Annotated in this window: 14 protein-coding genes and 1 tRNA gene; 3 read left to right on the top strand and 12 right to left on the bottom strand. The window is 49.8% G+C overall.

Annotation, left to right across the window (positions count from 1 at the left end; translation table 11 throughout):
* Positions 1-100 precede the first annotated feature (100 nt).
* The 6 genes from drt3b to proB all read right to left on the bottom strand — a co-directional run bounded on the left by drt3b (position 101) and on the right by proB (position 7,205).
* Entirely contained in the window at positions 101-2,104 is a 2,004-nt protein-coding gene (gene drt3b / locus PGR09_RS00430) for an antiviral reverse transcriptase Drt3b (RefSeq protein ID WP_110216189.1), read from the bottom strand.
* A 3-nt stretch (positions 2,105-2,107) separates the two neighbouring features.
* A complete protein-coding gene (drt3a, locus tag PGR09_RS00435; RefSeq protein WP_430915720.1) occupies positions 2,108-3,304 on the bottom strand; it encodes an antiviral reverse transcriptase Drt3a in 1,197 nt (398 codons plus the stop codon).
* 1 nt (position 3,305) lies between these two features.
* On the bottom strand, positions 3,306-4,484 hold the full coding sequence (locus PGR09_RS00440; protein WP_001130502.1) for a tyrosine-type recombinase/integrase: 1,179 nt from the start codon (positions 4,482-4,484) through the stop codon (positions 3,306-3,308).
* Between the two features lie 163 nt (positions 4,485-4,647).
* A tRNA-Thr gene (locus PGR09_RS00445) sits at positions 4,648-4,723 on the bottom strand.
* A gap of 114 nt (positions 4,724-4,837) precedes the next feature.
* Positions 4,838-6,091 (bottom strand): glutamate-5-semialdehyde dehydrogenase, encoded by a 1,254-nt coding sequence (proA, locus tag PGR09_RS00450; protein ID WP_032712700.1) that lies wholly within the window; start codon positions 6,089-6,091, stop codon positions 4,838-4,840.
* Positions 6,092-6,101: 10 nt separating this feature from the next.
* A complete protein-coding gene (gene proB / locus PGR09_RS00455; protein WP_015368077.1) occupies positions 6,102-7,205 on the bottom strand; it encodes a glutamate 5-kinase in 1,104 nt (367 codons plus the stop codon).
* Between the two features lie 289 nt (positions 7,206-7,494).
* On the opposite strand from proB, the gene phoE reads away from it, so the two are divergent.
* Positions 7,495-8,547 carry a phosphoporin PhoE gene (gene phoE, locus PGR09_RS00460; RefSeq protein ID WP_015368078.1) on the top strand — a complete coding sequence of 351 codons (1,053 nt, stop codon included), beginning with the start codon at positions 7,495-7,497 and terminating at the stop codon, positions 8,545-8,547.
* Positions 8,548-8,611: 64 nt separating this feature from the next.
* On the opposite strand, the gene PGR09_RS00465 is transcribed toward phoE, so the two are convergent.
* A complete protein-coding gene (locus tag PGR09_RS00465; protein WP_032707509.1) occupies positions 8,612-9,178 on the bottom strand; it encodes a C40 family peptidase in 567 nt (188 codons plus the stop codon).
* Positions 9,179-9,404: 226 nt separating this feature from the next.
* Positions 9,405-10,202 carry an AraC family transcriptional regulator gene (locus PGR09_RS00470; protein WP_430915721.1) on the bottom strand — a complete coding sequence of 266 codons (798 nt, stop codon included), beginning with the start codon at positions 10,200-10,202 and terminating at the stop codon, positions 9,405-9,407.
* Between the two features lie 101 nt (positions 10,203-10,303).
* Here PGR09_RS00470 and PGR09_RS00475 point away from each other — a divergent pair, with 101 nt between their 5' ends.
* Both PGR09_RS00475 and PGR09_RS00480 read left to right on the top strand, forming a co-directional pair.
* A complete protein-coding gene (locus PGR09_RS00475; protein WP_430915722.1) occupies positions 10,304-11,101 on the top strand; it encodes a sulfite exporter TauE/SafE family protein in 798 nt (265 codons plus the stop codon).
* 80 nt (positions 11,102-11,181) lie between these two features.
* The gene (locus PGR09_RS00480) at positions 11,182-11,847 is read left to right on the top strand and encodes an HAD family hydrolase (RefSeq protein WP_213797335.1); all 666 of its coding nucleotides are present in this window, start codon (positions 11,182-11,184) and stop codon (positions 11,845-11,847) included.
* A gap of 57 nt (positions 11,848-11,904) precedes the next feature.
* Here PGR09_RS00480 and phnE (PGR09_RS00485) read toward each other — a convergent pair whose 3' ends face one another.
* The 4 genes from phnE (PGR09_RS00485) to phnC all read right to left on the bottom strand — a co-directional run bounded on the left by phnE (PGR09_RS00485) (position 11,905) and on the right by phnC (position 15,544).
* Entirely contained in the window at positions 11,905-12,789 is an 885-nt protein-coding gene (gene phnE / locus PGR09_RS00485; RefSeq protein ID WP_047078680.1) for a phosphonate ABC transporter, permease protein PhnE, read from the bottom strand.
* On the bottom strand, positions 12,786-13,658 hold the full coding sequence (phnE, locus tag PGR09_RS00490) for a phosphonate ABC transporter, permease protein PhnE (RefSeq protein ID WP_046884032.1): 873 nt from the start codon (positions 13,656-13,658) through the stop codon (positions 12,786-12,788). The genes phnE (PGR09_RS00485) and phnE (PGR09_RS00490) overlap by 4 nt, the downstream gene beginning before the upstream one ends.
* A gap of 69 nt (positions 13,659-13,727) precedes the next feature.
* Positions 13,728-14,669 (bottom strand): phosphonate ABC transporter substrate-binding protein, encoded by a 942-nt coding sequence (gene phnD / locus PGR09_RS00495; RefSeq protein ID WP_015368085.1) that lies wholly within the window; start codon positions 14,667-14,669, stop codon positions 13,728-13,730.
* A 32-nt stretch (positions 14,670-14,701) separates the two neighbouring features.
* Positions 14,702-15,544, bottom strand: coding sequence for a phosphonate ABC transporter ATP-binding protein (gene phnC, locus PGR09_RS00500; RefSeq protein ID WP_430915723.1), 843 nt, complete (start codon positions 15,542-15,544; stop codon positions 14,702-14,704).
* Between the last annotated feature and the right edge of the window lie 455 nt (positions 15,545-15,999).

Raw genomic sequence — 15,999 nt, forward strand, 5'->3', positions numbered from 1 at the left:
GCGAATATCTTTCGGATGAACATTCAAAAGCCGATCTTCCGGTATCTGCTTCAGGTCGAAACCTTAGGCATCGCAACCCTTTAACGAAATTAAAATACTACTATTCATATGCTGTTCGCAACTCTTTTTTATAAAGAACGTGCTCAAGATCAGCATCTCCAGACCAGTTAAAAAAGATTACATTATTTTTTAAAGAATCAATTTCAGAATCAATTACTGCATTCGTAAATCTTTTTTGACCTGTATTTGCTTCGACATATGTTCTATAAATTATTCTCTTATGCTTAACTGTAAGATATGGGCACGTCATCATATCAAGGAATAGCATAAATGTTTCAGTGTCTTTTTTTATATCGTTCCGACCACTTATCAAACTCTGTATAGCAAGGACAATATCTTCTTTCATTTTTAGATAGAGAACATCATCGCCTATATAGTGTAACATGCTGCATATAGAAAAATATTCTAAATCGTAAAAACACTCATTCTCACTAATACCCAACAAATCCTTAAATTCATCTGGATTGAGTTTATACTGCTCCCCCAAACCTTTCATACATATAAGTAAGTTAGATAACTCCACTGGCCTCTCATGAATATTACCCATGCTTTTCATGCACATAAGAAGCTCATCAAAAGTATTCTTTTTTATAACTTCACTAATGTCTGAAGCTTGCTTATTAGCAAATGAATTTATTTCCAAAATAACTTGGCTAATTATGTATGTCTGTCGGACTCGAAAATCCATAGCATAAATAAAAAAAATCACCTCATTGAATATTGAGAAGAATTTATAAGTTATATCTTCTTTTCCTGACAGATCGAACATCCTCAACAGCCTAATTACTTTGAAAAACTTACTCTTAATCGCACTTATTAAGTATGAGCTAACAAGATCAAATGTGGTATTGTTTTTTCTAACCGCAATTTTGATTCGTTTTATAAATTTGTCCGCGTGTAGCTTTTTATTCCACACACCTTTCAATGGAAAAAGGTCATTCATATTTTCAGGCTGAATTTTGACGTCTGGATTTAAATTAACCATAGCTGTTAACTCATCCAACTTCTCAGTATGGATTAACGATCCATATAAATCCTCAATGATTTCTGCAATATCATTTTTAGCCATCGTAGCTCCAGTCACGAATGGCCTCTCGATAAATTCCTTTTTAGATTCATTCAAATAAAGCTTATATTTTTCTAGTTCATTTGCCAGTACAAATTCTATTAGCTTAAATGTTTCATCATCATCCGCAAATATAAAATAATCATCAACGTAACGTCTTATAGCATAGCTCTTATCTTTAACTATGCCTGGCTCAAGATTCAAATGAGACTCAACATTCAAGTCAACGCGCTGTAATATAATCTCCGCAAATATCCTTGAAAATTCAGGCCCAATTATTATGCCATTTGTTTCACCATAATTGGCATCTTGAAAAAGCTTATCCAAACAACCTTCAAAGCTGTTATAAGTTCTATTAACCTTAGAGAATTCTTTAGATTTTACAGCCCATGAAACGCTGTGTGTATATATATGACTAAAACACTTAGCAATATCAAGCTTTAAAAGTTTCCTAAACTTCCTTTCCAATCTATGAAATTCATATGACTCATAAAACTTATAGATGAAAGGATATTTCTTATATGAAAAATGGGAAGATGAGGAAGTTTCTTGGGAATCAAAGCCATGATTATGAAATTGTACAAGACCATCTTTTAGATTTATTCTACTTTTTAAGAAGTCCTTTTCGTAATAATAGCTCCCTATTTTGCTAGGATAACGTAGCGAAAACGGACTTTTTGTACACATATGAACCATCAAATGTTCATACTTATCATAAAAATCACAGATTCTTAACTGCGTTGAAGGATGTATAATGCCAAGGCTTCGAGAACTCGCCAGCCCCTTTTTTATTTTATAGGAGTAAGGGATGGTATAAGAATCCAGCTTAAGGCCTTCTGAAAATGTTCCGGGTAAAACTTTATTTTCAGAAATTAACTTATAGAAACCTTCGTTAGAAAAAAGGATAGGGACTTCATATGGTAAAATATCCGTGAGAAGTACTCTTTTATAATCACTCTTCGATATTTTAATTTTCATGAATCACCAAACCTTATTTATTTTAATAATATCTTCCCGTTTAAAAGAAGACAGTAGCCGTTTTTCAAAACCGGCCAAAAATGAGTATTTTTTAGGCGCAGTTAATAAGTTGTGACCTGCTGCTAAAATTTTTCTCCCCACCTCGCCCTTTGAAGAAAATAGCATCCTATTCTTAAATATATCAAGTTCATTGAGCTGTGTTTTATCAGTTATATGTTGATAATTGTAATAAATTCCACTATATAAAGCATCAGTTTTATTACTATTGGAGTTTACTAATATATTACCAGTTAAATACTTTATTCTTTTCTTCAAGAGTTCTGCATCAGAATTATTTGAGTAATCTTTTACCGCAAGTGCAATCCTTCTTTTTATTTTCTTTATTTTCTCCTCCGAAATTCTGATCACAACATGACGACGCTGATTTTTTAATCCATGGTGTATAATAAATGAATATCCCAAAAACTCAATTTCAGAATGTTTAGTTGAAGTGTCCTCTATGGTATACTCACTGCACTTTCTTTCATTTAAATGTAATCCATTTGGTAAAATCCTTGAAAAATAATTTTTATAATCTGGTATTTTATAGAATGAAAAAACTATGATATCATCCACATATCTTGAAGCATAAAATACTTCAGGCAGCCTCGCCAACTCAGCATCAAATTCCTCCATAAATATTTCTGATAAAGTCGCACTTAATCCCATACCACGGGGAAGTCCGTTATTTGCAGAGAAAGCGTTATGTTTAAAAAGACCATTGATAAATTTTTTAGTATTATGAGAAATAATCGGGTTATTATTAATTCTTTGGAAAACGATATTTTTATCTATTGATTCATAAAAACTCTTAATATCCAGCCTGTAAATATAATAATTTACAGGCTCACTTAACACTGTATTTACTTTTTTTATGATGTCATGTCTGTTGTTTTGTTTAACACTATACACACGCTTAATGTTATCATTTATTTTCCTGGCGACAAGTACATCCATAAAATCTTTAAATATATACACATTTTTGTTGTTAATTCTTGAATTTGAGATCGAACCAAATGAGTATGTTTCAATTGAGCCATTAACTTTATCAGCTATATATTTTTTATATTCAGCTGAATTCCTACCAATTTTGTATCTTTTTGGATCGGTTTTTTTTAAAAGCTTAATTAAGTTCGAAACGGAAAATGACTGGTTTAACATATTATAACCCCTTTTTTTTGCGAAGATAATCACTGTACCATTGCATCATCTTCTGCCTTTCCATAAGGTATATGGCATGATTATAAGTTCCTCTTATATTATTTCTATCAACATGAGCTAATTGGACTTCAATAAATGCTGATTGAAAACCTTCTTCATGCAAAATTGTTGATAACATATGTCTGAACCCGTGACCAGTGAGTCGGCCTTCGTAACCGATACGCTTGATAACTTGATTTATGCTAGCTTCGCTCATCGGTTTGTTCGGATCGTTCCGTCCTGGAAAAACATAACGATAGTTCCCTGTCATTATCTTGAGTTCATGGAGTAAATCTAACGCTTGGGTCGACAATGGCACAAGATGCGGCCTGCGCATTTTCATCCTTTCAGCAGGAATTTCCCAAATAGCGTTATCCAGATCAAATTCTTGCCATAATGCCGCGCGTAATTCGATGGTTCTCACGCCCGTAATCATCAGTAATTTCGTTGCTATCTGGACAAGCTTACTCCCGGTGTAACTCTCTAAGGCACGCAGAAATTCGGGTATCTCATCAGCTTTTAGGAACGGGAAATGATTGGATTGGTGCACTTCGAGAGCGCTGGAAAGATCTGCCGCAGGATTGTACTCCGCTCTACCCGTTGCAATTGCGTAGCGAAACACTTCAGAGCAACGCTGACGCACTTTCCGCATTTTCTCCAACGCACCACGTTTCTCAATTTTACGCAGTACGTTCAGCAGCTCTAGCGGTTTAATCTCACTCACAGGCCTTGTTCCCACATAAGGAAAAATGTCGTTCTTAAACGCTTCCATGATGTCTGATGCATATCCTGCCGACCATTTAGCAGATTTAAGTTGATGCCACTCTCTGGCTATCTTTTCGAAGGCGTTCTCTGACTCTGCTTGCAGAGCCAGCTTTTGCTCTTTTCGAACATCACTAGGGTTCTTTCCTTCTGCCACAAGTTTTCGAGCTTCATCACGACGGGAACGAGCATCGGCAAGAGTGATCGTTGGGTAAACGCCAAGCGAGATCATCTTGGGTTTACCGGCATAGCGATAGCGGAACCGCCAGCTCTTGCTTCCATTAGGTTCTATAAGCAATGACAAGCCTTGCCCATCCCCAAGCGTATAGGGTTTATCTTCAGGCTTAGCGCGGCGAATCTGCATATCGTTTAAAGGCATGTGTATAGGAATCCATGACCGAACAGGAACATATACACAATCCTATACACATTCTTTATCGGATTCTACTGGATGGCTGCGGACGATGATGGACTAAAAAACGGTAAAATTGTTATAAATCAGGGTATTTATGGATGAATACGGACATTTGGGGAAGTTGAGATGGTGCCGATAATAGGAGTCGAACCTACGACCTTCGCATTACGAATGCGCTGCTCTACCAACTGAGCTATATCGGCCCTGAAAGGACGCGTTCACCTGCGTGAAGCACGGGATAGAAGGTTAAAACTAAGTGGGTGATGCGTCAATGCCCTTTCGAATCAAACGGCTACTTTTGCATCACCCGCTTAGCGTTAAGCACGAATGGTATCGTCGCCGAAGCCAATCCACTTATAGGTGGTCAGCGCTTCAAGACCCATCGGCCCGCGGGCGTGCAGCTTCTGGGTGCTGACCGCCACTTCCGCGCCGAGGCCGAACTGGCCGCCGTCGGTGAAGCGGGTAGAAGCGTTAACGTATACCGCCGACGAATCCACTTCATTAATAAAGCGATTCGCATGGCGCAGGGTACGCGTCAGAATGGCATCGGAATGCTGGGTGCCGTGCTCACGAATATGGGCAATCGCCTCATCGAGATCGGCAACAACTTTCACGTTCAGATCCAGCGACAAATACTCATCGTCGTACTGCTCCGCTTTCACCGGCTCCACCTTCGCCGGACCGTTCTGCAGAAGGGGCAGGGCGGCCGGATCGGCATGCAGCGTCACGCCGCTCTCCGCCATCTGTTTGCTCAGCGCAGGCAGGAAGGTATCGGCGATATTACGGTGTACCAGCAGCGTCTCGGCGGTATTGCAGGTGCTCGGGCGTTGGGTCTTGGCGTTAACGATGATCTTCAGCGCCGGTGCGATCTCGGCGGAATCGTCGACGAAAATATGGCACACGCCGATACCGCCGGTGATCACCGGGATGGTGGATTGCTCGCGGCACAGCTTATGCAGGCCTGCGCCGCCGCGCGGGATCAGCATATCGATGTATTTATCCATCTTCAGCATTTCGCCGACCAGCGCGCGATCCGGGCTCTCGATTGCCTGCACCGCGGCAGCCGGCAGGCCACACTCCTGCAGCGCCTGTTGAATCACTTTCACCGTCGCGGCGTTGGTGCGCCAGGTCTCTTTACCGCCGCGCAGAATAGCCGCGTTGCCGGTCTTCAGGCACAGAGAGGCGACATCGACGGTCACGTTCGGCCGCGCTTCATAAATCACGCCGATCACTCCCAGCGGCACGCGACGACGTTCGATACGCAGGCCGCTATCCAGCAGACCGCCGTCAATCACCTGGCCGACCGGATCCGCCAGGCTACACACCTGACGCACGTCATCAGCGATGCCGCGCAGGCGCGCCGGCGTCAGCGCCAGGCGATCGAGCATCGCGTCGCTCAGACCGTTGGCACGGGCGTCGCTGAGGTCTTCGGCGTTGGCGCGCAGGATCTCTTCGGTCTGCGCTTCCAGATAATCAGCAATCTTGTTCAGAACCTGATTTTTCTCGCGGCTGGATAGCAGCGCGAGTTGGTAAGAGGCCGCTTTGGCCGCAATGCCCATTTGTTCCAGCATTTTCAGCTCCTTAACGGGTAATCATATCGTCACGATGGACGGCCACCGGGCCGTATTCATAGCCGAGGATGGCATCGATTTGCTGCGAGTGCTGCCCGGCGATCAGGCGCAGGGCGTCACTGTTATAGCGGCTTACGCCGTGGGCGATATCGCGGCCTTCGCTACTGCGGATTCGGATAACTTCGCCGCGGGAGAAATTCCCGCTGACGGTTTTGATGCCTTTTGGCAGCAATGAGCTTCCTCTTTCCAGAATAGCCTGGGTCGCCCCGGCGTCGACGGTGATTTCACCGGCCGGCGGCGCGCCGAAGATCCAGCGTTTGCGGTTCTCCAGCGGTGATTCCTGAGCGTGGAAACAGGTGCCCACCGGCAGGCCTTCCATCGCGTGGCCGATAACGTCCGGGCGGTTGCCGGCGGCGATAATGGTATCGATGCCCGCGCGACAGGCGACGTCCGCGGCCTGCAGTTTGGTGCCCATGCCGCCGGTGCCGAGGCCGGAAACGCTATCGCCTGCGATGGCGCGCAGCGCGTCATCGATGCCGTAGACATCTTTAATAAGCTCGGCCTGCGGATTGCTGCGCGGGTCGGCGGTAAAGAGCCCCGGCTGATCGGTCAACAGCAGCAGTTTATCGGCGCCGGCGAGAATGGCCGCCAGGGCGGAAAGATTATCGTTGTCGCCGACTTTGATTTCAGCGGTGGCGACGGCGTCATTCTCATTAATGACCGGCACAATATTGTTATCCAGCAGCGCGCGCAGGGTATCGCGGGCGTTGAGGAACCGCTCGCGATCTTCCATATCGGCACGGGTCAGCAGCATCTGGCCGACATGAATGCCGTAAATAGAGAAAAGCTGTTCCCACAGCTGGATAAGACGGCTTTGGCCGACTGCCGCCAACAGCTGTTTTGAGGCAATGGTGGCGGGCAGTTCAGGGTAGCCGAGGTGTTCACGTCCGGCGGCGATAGCCCCGGAAGTCACAATCACAATGCGGTGCCCCATGGCATGCAGCTGCGCGCACTGGCGCACTAACTCAACGATATGGGCGCGGTTCAGGCGGCGGGATCCGCCCGTTAAAACACTGGTGCCCAGTTTTACCACCAGCGTCTGGCTATCACTCATGATTTTCTGCCGTTCAAAAGGAATATCGAGATCGAGCTGATGTTGTAACAGGAGTCAGGCCGCTTGCCAACTGCTGGCGTATTGGTCAAGCCATTTTATTGCGCGGATCGGGCATTCTGCGCAGGCAAGGTGACATATTTATGACGGAAATATTTAAACATTCTTTTTTATAAAAAGTTCCATTTCGTCATAAATATTTAACACTACAGCGTTAAAAAACCTCCAGTTTTTGACGGGGCCTTCGCCCGGAATTGATTAGCGCGTGTAGATAAATCACCAGGACCACATAATGAAAAAGCGTTCACTGGCATTAATGATGATGGGTTTTGTTGCTTCTTCGGCTTCACAGGCAGCGGAAGTATACAATAAAGACGGCAATAAACTGGACGTGTACGGCAAAGTGAAAGCCATGCACTACTTCAGCGATTATGACAGCAAGGATGGCGACCAGACCTACGTTCGCTTCGGTATCAAAGGCGAAACGCAGATCAACGATCAACTGACCGGTTATGGCCGCTGGGAATCCGAGTTCTCCGGCAATAAAACCGAAAGCGATTCTTCGCAGAAAACCCGTCTGGCGTTTGCCGGCGTGAAGTTAAAAGAGTTTGGATCATTTGACTATGGTCGTAACCTCGGCGCGCTGTACGACGTTGAAGCCTGGACCGATATGTTCCCGGAGTTCGGCGGCGACTCTTCCGCGCAGACCGATAACTTCATGACCAAACGCGCCAGCGGCCTGGCGACCTACCGCAACACCGATTTCTTCGGCCTGGTCGATGGTCTGAATATGACCCTGCAATACCAGGGTAAAAACGAAGGACGCGAAGCGAAAAAACAGAACGGCGACGGCTTCGGCACCTCTTTAAGCTATGATTTCGGCGGCAGTGATTTCGCCGTCAGCGCGGCTTATACCAGCTCTGACCGTACCAACGATCAGAACCTGCTGGCGCGCGGCCAGGGCTCCAAAGCGGAAGCCTGGGCTACCGGCCTGAAGTACGACGCCAACAATATCTATCTGGCGACAATGTACTCTGAGACCCGCAAGATGACGCCGATCAGCGGTGGTTTTGCTAATAAAGCGCAGAACTTTGAAGCGGTCGCCCAGTATCAGTTCGATTTCGGCCTGCGTCCGTCTCTGGGTTATGTACTGTCGAAAGGCAAAGATATTGAAGGTGTCGGCAGCGAAGATCTGGTCAACTATATTGACGTCGGCCTGACCTACTACTTCAACAAAAACATGAACGCCTTTGTCGATTACAAAATTAACCAGCTGAAGAGTGATAATAAGCTCGGTATTAACGATGACGACATCGTCGCGCTGGGGATGACCTATCAGTTCTGATAAAACTGAGCGCAAGAAAAATAAAAACCGCGGCCCTGAGCGCCGCGGTTTTTATTTGTCAGGATTAGCGGTTTTTCGCCAGATGCAGATTGTCGTTATTCATAGTGATCTGCGCGTTATATTCCTTCGGCAAGCGCCGCGCCTGATAAAATACGCGGTTCCAGTACGGATTATCCAGCGACGAACGCATGACGCCCTGGCTTGCGGAGGCGTGCAGGAAGTTATGGTCGGTATCGTAGAAACCGACGTGCATGCCGCCGTGAATGCGGAAGAAGACTAAATCGCCAGGCCGCAGCTGCTGCTTACTAACGCGCACCCCCATATGCAGAAGATCGCCGGTGGTCACGCGGTCCATTGGCAGATTGAAGCGGTCCTTCAGCGTACGCCAGACAAAGCCGGAACAGTCGACGCCGCTCTGGTCGGTGCCGCCCCATTCATAAGGGGTGCCGTCCCAGGTGTGCATCTGATCGTGCAGGGCTGCCAGCACCGGTATCAGATCGTCGGAGCCGCTGTCGATCGGCTCATAATGATGCTGCGCCACCGCCTTGGGCGGTTTTTTTGGAGAAGATGAACATCCTGCCAAAATCAATAAAGGAACAAGTAATAAAGCGTGGGTGAGTTTGGGCTTCATGTCGTTATTTTCATGTTAGGGATCGACCGTCGCCATTTATAGCGTATTCAGGGAAACGTCAGAATGATGAAACGCAAAATTTACGAAAACTTACGTACCGCAGGCATAAATTCGCCGGTACCGTAATAAGCACATTTTTCAGATAGTAAACGCGGTGATTTTATTTATTAATAAATGTTTACTATCTAAATCAAAATATAACAGGCCGGAATCAGTATGTTCTTATTTATCTGGCGCGAGAGGCAGGCGTTCCTCCTTTAAGATGGCGGATAAAAGAGGCTGGCGCATAGCCCATCGCTTTGCGAAACATGGCGGTAAACGCCGCCGGATGCTCATAGCCAAGGCTTAATGCCACGTCGGTAATGCTACGGCCTTCGCGCAGGGCGCTGAGGGAGTACATCAGGCAGGCTTTATGACGCCAGTCGCGAAACGCCATCCCGGTCTCCTGCAAAAAGCGGCGGTTGAAGGTGCGCAGGCTTTGACTCATCTTTTTGGCCCACTGCTCCGGCGTACTGTGAATGTCCGGCTGAAGGAGAAACGCGCTGCATAAGTCAGCCAGCCGCGGATGTTGCGGTAACGGGGTGAACAGCGGCAGCGGCGGGGCGGCCTGCAGTTCAAACAGTAATAGGGCGATAAGCGCCGCATCATGTCCGCTCTCTTCATACAACAGCGGCAGCTGGCAGGCGGCCAACAGCAGTTGATGCAGCAGCGGCGAAACCTGCAACACTTCGCAGCGCACGCCGGCGCGCGGCGCGTCCTGCGGTTCGATATACAGACTATGGGTGCTCACGCCCGGCATCCAGACGCGATGTGATTTATTAGCGGGTATCCATACGCCGCTGAACGGCGGCACCAGCCACTGACCGTCATCGGTTTCGACTTTCATCAAGCCATTCACGGCATAAAGAAACTGCGCTCGCCGGTGATGATGGCGCGGTAAAAGGGTGTCAGGCGGATAATCGCTCCCCAGACCCAATACCCGGCGCGGCAGATGATCGACTTCGTTAATCGCGATATTACGCATGCATACTCCCCTGGCTGAAAATCGTAATATATTGGCCATTAATCGTAAGTCAGCCATTCCGCTATTCTATATCGTTACCTCCCTGAATGGAGGAACGGTAGATGATATTTGGGCTTTTTGTTTGCGGACTGTTGTCCGGGATAACCACCTGGCTGTTTGGTTTCGGCGGCGGCTTTGTTACCGTGCCGCTGCTTTACCTGTTGCTGAGTCATCAGGGCGCAGTAGGCGGTCAGGCGATGCAAATAGCGGTAGCAACGTCGGCGCTGGTGATGCTGTGCACGTCGCTGTTGGCAAGCGGCCGCCATCTGCGCGCCGGAACGGTTCACTGGCGCTCCCTGCTGCCGATACTTGGCGGCATCGCCATCGGCGGTATTGCCGGCGCGGCGCTGGCGCTGAGGGTCAACGGCGAGTGGATCCGCTGGCTGTTCATTTTGTACCTGGCGGTGACCATCGTGGATTGCTACGTTCGCCCCGGCTTTATGGCGCCGTCGGCGGCTTGCGCACCGTCGAGCGCGGGGCGCGAGACTATCCTTGGCGGCGGGATTGGCCTGATTGCCGCCTTCCTTGGCGTTGGCGGCAGCGTGATGACCGTGCCGCTGATGCGCCGGCGTGGCGCGACGATGGCGCAGGCCGCGGCGATGGCCAACCTGCTGACCCTGCCGCAGGCGGCGACCGCCAGTCTGGCGTGGCTGCTGATGGCGCCGATGGCGACGCTGCCCTCCGGTTTCATCGGTAATATCTGGTGGCTGGCGGCCGGACTGCTGGTGGCCGGGAGCTGGCTGGGATTGCGGGGCGCATCGCGCTGGTTGGCAAAACTTCCCGATCGCTGGCACGTGCGGATCTACCCGCTACTATTGCTACTGGTGCTGCTGGCGATGTTTTTTGGCGGGGTAGGCTGAAACGCAGCCGGATCATGCTCCTGTCATCTTCTTTATACATGCTCTCGCAGGCTTATATTGCTGATTATGGAAAATGACCGATGTCTAATGCTGTGACGATTTTCGATCTGGATAACACCCTGATTAAAGGGGACAGTAGTACGCTATGGAGCCAGTTCATGGTGCGTGAAGGCTGGGTGAGCGACCCGGAATATCTGGCGCGCGAAGCGCTGCTGATGGCGGATTACGACCGCGGGGAAATGAATATCGCCGATTATGTCGCGCTGATTCAGGCGCCGCTGATTGGCATCCCCCAGGCGCAGGTGGATACGCTGGTGGCGCGATTCGTGCGTGAAAAGGTGTTGCCGCGGGTCTACCCGCAGGCATGGGACGTTATTCGGACCCTACAGGCGCGAGGGGAAAAAATGTTGGTGATCTCCGCCTCGGTAACGCTGCTGGTGCAGGCGATAGCCGCCGAGCTGGGGATTGAACAGGCGTTGGGTATTGATGTTGAAATGGCGGATGGCGGCTACAGCGGTGTGATTGCCGGTACCCCGAGCTATCAGCAGGGCAAAGTGACGCGCCTGGCGCAGTGGCGCGAGGCGCATCCTGACTATGCTGGCGAAGTCACTTTTTATACCGATTCGATAAACGACCTGCCCCTGTGCCTGCATGCGGATCGCGTGCGGTTGGTCAACCCGTGTCCGCAACTGCTGGCAGCCAACGCCCGACACGGCTGGCCAGTGCTGGCGTGGCGGCTCGAATAAGGAGACGTTTTCCCTGATTTGTAGCCCCGGTAAGCGCAGCGCCACCGGGGGAGGGGGTTATTGCTGACTTTGATACAACGGCACCACGTTGCCGCCAATATAACGGCGGCGTAGCCAGGCGGAGAGGGTATCCATCACCATGACCACCGCCACCAGCAACAGGGTAATAAACATCACCACGTCCCAGTTCCACAAACGCATATTTTCCGCGTAGATAAGGCCAATCCCGCCTGCACCGACAAAACCTAACACCGCGGCGGAACGGGTATTGGATTCAATCTGATATAAACTCAGCGCCAGGAAAGTCGGGAACGACTGGGTGAAAATGCCGAAGCGGTGTTTCTGCAGACCATTAGCGCCGACGGCGGTGAGGCCGCGGCCAGGCGAACGGTCTACCGCCTCGTGGCCTTCAGCATACAGGCGGCCCAGCAGGCCGGTATCCTGCATAATAATCGCCAGTACCCCGGCCAGCGGCCCAAGCCCTACGGCGCGCACGAAAATGAGACCCCAGATAGCCATATCGATACCGCGCAGCATGTCGAACAAGCGGCGCATCAACATGGCGATAATGCCGGGAATCACGCCGCGCATAATATTGCGCGCGGCCAGGAATGACAGCAACAGCGCGATGACCGTCGCGGTAATCGTCCCGGCGAAGACGATAGCAAGCGTAATGGCGATTTGCGTGAAGTAATAGGCAAACGGCCAGTTCCAGAAGTCGTGCCAGACGAACATCCGTAGCAGATAGCGTCCCATCTGCTGTAGACCGGTCGCCAGTTGTTCGCTGCTGATACCGAACTGCATAAAGAACCAGGCGTAATAAAGTACGCTCGCCAGCGCCAGCAGACCGACATAGCGCAGGTATCGCCCTTGGGTCTTATACAGCGCCTGATGCTGGCGGCGGCTGGCGGCGATATCCGGTTGATGTTGCCATTGGCTCATTTTTTCCCCTCCAGAACCCACTGGCGCAGGCGGCCGGAAAGCATATCCAGCAGCGACACCACAATAATGATCAGCAGCAGCGTCATGCTGACCTGATCGTAACGATCGAGCTTAATGTTGGTCATCAGCTCCTGGCCGATCCCGCCGGCCCCTACCAGACCAAGAATGGTGGATGAGCGGAAGTTAATCTCAAGGCGCATAAAGCCGTAGGAGAGAAAAATCGGTTTCACCTGCGGCCACAGGGCAAAGCGCACCTTCTGCAGCGCCGATGCTCCGCAGGCCGCCAGCCCGCGCACCGGTTTATCCTGCGCGCTTTCCACCGCTTCATAGAACAGTTTGGTCAGGCTGCCAACCGTATGCAGCATCAGCGCCAGAAAACCGGGGATCGCCCCGATACCGAACGCCATGACGAAAATGACCGCCCAGGCCAGCTCTGGCATGGTGCGTAAAAAGGCTACCAGCACGCGAACGGCGAAGCGTAGCGGCGCGGGTGACCAGGCATTATTGGCGGCGAGGAAAGCCAGTATGGTCGCTACCGCGACCGCCACCAGCGTGGAAGCCAGCGCCAGCTGCAGCGTCTCCCAAATCAGCGGTAGCTGAATCGGCAGGCGATAGCCCCAGTACGCCAGCGAGCCTTTGGTATGTGAATCGGCTAACAGAACGCCCGGATGCAGCGTCGGCAGCGTCTCGAACATATAGTCGAGAAAGTTTGGCAGAGAACGCCAGATGGTAAACAGATTAAACTCGGCGGCGTGCCCGGCGGCAAAGTAGAGCGCCAGCAGCACCAGCGACCAGCCGAAGGTATCGCGCTTTTGCCGCGTCCTGACCTGCTGGTAGTAACGTTCGAATTCGGTATGGGTATTATTCATGCGGCGAAAAGGTCTTTAACGTAGCGTCGCCGTCCGCATTGACTTGCGGGCGGCGGCATCGGTGCGGGATTAACGCGCGCTAACCAGCTCGCGTTTCATATCAATGATCTGCTGGAAATCGGCCACGCTGCCCGGGCCGATGTGCTGGGTTCCGCCCATCGCTTTCACAAAACAGGCGTGATCGTCGGTATCCAGTTTTTTAAGCGCGGTGACGACTTTGGCTTTGAAGTCCGCCGGCAGCGCATTGCTCACGAGGATCGGGCCGTTCGGGATCAGCGGCGATTGCCAGATAATCCGGATTTGCTTCATCAGATCCGGATGATCCATACGAATCAGGCGATTAAAAGCGCCCACGCTGTAGCCGCTGTTGTAGTCGCCGACCATTGAGGTCCAGGTGACCGCGCCGGCAAACTGGCCGTTCAGTACGCCGAGAATGTCCTGCTCGTGGCCGCCGGAGAAGGTGACGCTGGAGAAGAAGTTATTGTATTTGTTGTCCGCGTCGCCGCCGAATTTCTGTTTAAAGGCGTGGTTCGGAATTAAATAACCGGAAGTGGAATCCGGGTCGGCGAAGCCAAAAGCTTTGCCTTTTAAATCGTCCAGCGTTTTATACGGGCTGTCAGCTTTGACGATGACCACCGAGTGGTAGCCGCGGGACTGATCTTTATCATCAACGGCGATACCGACAATATCGACGGCTTTCGGGTTATTGATATAGACCGAGGCATAAGAAGAAGGCGACATACTTAATACGACATCGACTTTACCGCCCAGCAGTCCCTGAATGACGCCGGAATAATCGGATGAGTTACGTAATTTGGTATCGACCTTCAGCTCTTTATCAAGAAACTGTTTAACGCATTGGTTATCGCCAATTTGCTGCGTGGCGTTTTGACCGCCGAGGATCCCCAGATTTAATTCCTTTGGCTGTTCAGCGGCGCTCGCTTGCCACGTCAGTAACAGAGCTGCGATTGCTGCGGATAAACGAACTGCGCCATTAATATGTTTGTTCATTATTTTGCCCGTGTGTTTTTAACTAAAGGAAATTAATGCAACTGGCTAATTTCATCGCCATACAGCTGATGCAGAACATCCTGAGTCAGCCGTGCGGGATGATCGTCGAAAATGATGCGGCCTTTGGCGACGCCAATCACCCGCGTGCAGTACTCTTTGACCAGTTCGACCGAATGCAGGTTGACCATCACGCTAATCCCCTGGCCGCTGATTTCCCGCAGTACGTTCATAATTCGCTGGGTGTTTTTGGGATCGAGCGAGGCGACGGGTTCATCCGCCAGCAGGATCCCGGGGTTTTGCATCAGGGCGCGGCAAATCGCTACGCGCTGCATCTGGCCGCCGGAGAGGTTTTCCGCCCGCTGTAGGGCGTGCGGCAACATATTCATCCACTCGAGAAGAGAGATGGCGCGTGTCCGGTCGGCGTCGGGGAAAACCTTAAACAGCGACTTCAGGGTTGAGGTCTGACTCAGGCGACCGAGCAGTACGTTAGTCAGCACATCAAGACGCGGTACGAGGCAGAAATCCTGGAAAATCATCCCGCACTCGCTGCGCCAGGCATTGAGCGCGCGTCCTTTCAGGCGTGAAACATCATGCGGCATGCCGACTTCCGGAAAGCTGAGAATTTCACCGCCGGTGGCGCTGTGAGTGCCGTTCAGGACATGCAGCAGGGTGGATTTCCCGGCTCCCGAGCGGCCAATCACTCCCACCAGCTCGCCGGCATGGAGGTCAAAGCTGATGTTATCGAGAACGGTTTGCTGCGCATTATAAGATTTACTCAGGTTGCGCACGCTTAAGACTTTCCGCTGCCGGGTTGGGGTGATGGGCGTAATTAGCGAAAATTCGGTTTCCGCCACCGCGGCAAGAGAGCTGTTCATAAGAGTGTCCTGGTTCGTCATAAACTGGTCACTATTAATCGCGTTTTGTGTGAACTTTCGATGACGGTAAGGCGAAAAAATAATGAAAGCGTGATGAAACGCTTATCTGCAAGGTAAAAGAAACATGCCAGCGGCAAACATAGCGTGATGGGCTACACTAATGAAAATGAGAGCAAATAAGAAAGAAATATGAGAACTAATCTCATTCTCTTAGATATCATTCTTTCATGGGATTAATAGTCCTCTGCAAGCGGTTTTTTTGTTTATGTTTAGGCATTTTGTGCGGTACTTAAAACCATTCATGCAGCTTATGAATGGGTTGATCGTCTTATAATTGGCTATTTTATGGTATTATATTCTTACTTTTGTGTGTTATTAAGATTTTTCGCAACGTCATTTATCTTATCTATTAAGAATATTCCTAATGAAATAGGGTTATGATCCTGGACTATATA

Source organism: Klebsiella sp. 141251 (genome assembly GCF_050600725.1).
Lineage (GTDB): Bacteria > Pseudomonadota > Gammaproteobacteria > Enterobacterales > Enterobacteriaceae > Klebsiella > Klebsiella aerogenes.